The 1,647-nt window shown below is 39.0% G+C and carries 2 protein-coding genes; one reads left to right on the top strand and one right to left on the bottom strand.

The features are described 5' to 3' along the window. Nucleotides 1-71: 71 nt before the first annotated feature. Entirely contained in the window at nucleotides 72-338 is a 267-nt protein-coding gene (locus tag AB5443_RS25255; RefSeq protein WP_008671564.1) for a type II toxin-antitoxin system Phd/YefM family antitoxin, read from the bottom strand. Between the two features lie 404 nt (nucleotides 339-742). Between AB5443_RS25255 and AB5443_RS25250 the strand changes: the two genes are divergently transcribed. Next, a partial coding sequence (locus AB5443_RS25250; RefSeq protein WP_368119651.1) for a replication initiation protein occupies nucleotides 743-1,647 on the top strand: 905 nt, incomplete at its 3' end.

The following is a 1,647-nucleotide window of genomic DNA, read 5'->3' as shown; positions in this document are numbered from 1 at the left end:
TTTTGAAGAGTTGCGGAGAGGACTTTCTTAGCAACAGTACATGTTTTGCAGCTTCTTTTGAAAATTCTATCTCATACATTGCACTCATCCTCTATACGGTTCAAAAAATCATCTAATGATTCATCCTTCCGCATTTTAAAAGTTCGTCCCTGCTTAATATCCTCAATACCCCTCTGAATAGCCTCCAATTCTTCCCTTGAGGGGAAATCCTCTTCCGTAGCCGCATATACGACTATGGGGGCGGCATTACGACGGGAAACAAAGATTGTCTCTTTTTCAGCCAGTTCAAAATATTTCTTCTGATTGGCACGAAATTCACGCGTTGTAATTATCTGCATAATATTTATATATTTGATTTACACCGCAAATATAGCTATAAAAGTTCAACCTCCAAACTATTTGTGTACCTATTTGTGTACACGCCATTAAAAGCCATATTCAAGCCTACCGCCCGTTGGTTGGTGTTGCTTTGCTTTTTCCCCTCTTTTCGAGTTGATTTTCAGCCTTTTTCCCTCTAAATTCCCCTTGTCTGTTATAAGCATCGTCTGTAATATGCTCTATCACTTTTGCGGAAACACCGATAAATAAAGGGATTAAAACATGCGTTTCCCTACACTTTGGGAGTTTTAATCCTACACTTTGGGAGTTTTTAAGACGAACTTTCCCTACACTTTGGGAGTTTTACCCTTCTTTTTTTGTTTATATGTAGGTATTTTATATCTTTGCAGCAAATCAAATAGTTATGAAAAAGAAGCTACCTATTACCAAAAATAAAGACGTAGTTGTATCATGGGTATATACATGGTCCAAACAGCAAGACATGTCCATACACGAACAAAGAATAGTTCTTCGCATACTGGAAGCCTGCCAGGCTGAACTAAAGGGAGTAAAGCTGAAAGATTATGCAGGCACGAAACGCAAATTTGAGCATGGACTTTGGGATGTTGATGCGCAAATGCATGTGTCTGACGTTATTTTTTCCGGACGTGACTACAACGAAATCATAGCTGCACTCGATTCACTGGCTGGACGTTTTTTCACTTACGAAGATGATGAGGAATGGTGGAAATGTGGATTTATATCTAACCCGAAATACAAAAAGCATACCGGTATTATAACATTTCGTGTATCTAATGACCTTTGGGACGTGTTTACCAAATTCGCAAAAGGATATAGGGAATTTGAACTAAACAAGGCTCTTGCGCTGCCTACAGGCTATTCACTTAGGTTTTATATGCTCATGAGTGGGCAGGTGTACCCTTTGGATATATCACTGGACAACTTAAAAGAACGACTTGGCATACCTGCGGACAAATACAAAGACAAAAACGGAAAAGATAGAATCGACAACTTCGAGGAAAGAGTATTAAAACCAGCAAAGGCTGCGCTTGATGAAAGCTGCCCATACACATTCAACTACGTAAAAGTGCGTGAAAACCCTAACAACAAACGTAGTAAAGTAACTGGATTTAGATTTTACCCTGTATATCAACCTCAATTCAGGGATGAAGAACTGGAAGTAAAAGAACTTCAAGCAAAAGTAACGGCACGTCACCAAATAGATAGCCATGTGTATGAATACCTCCGTTATTCCTGCGGTTTCACTTCAGAAGAAATAAACCGGAACAAGGAAACATTTATAACTGC

Source organism: Bacteroides sp. RTP21281st1_H5_RTP21281_210402 (genome assembly GCF_040918965.1).
In the GTDB taxonomy this organism is placed as follows: domain Bacteria; phylum Bacteroidota; class Bacteroidia; order Bacteroidales; family Bacteroidaceae; genus Bacteroides; species Bacteroides congonensis.
This window is presented reverse-complemented; position numbering and strand designations above follow the sequence as displayed.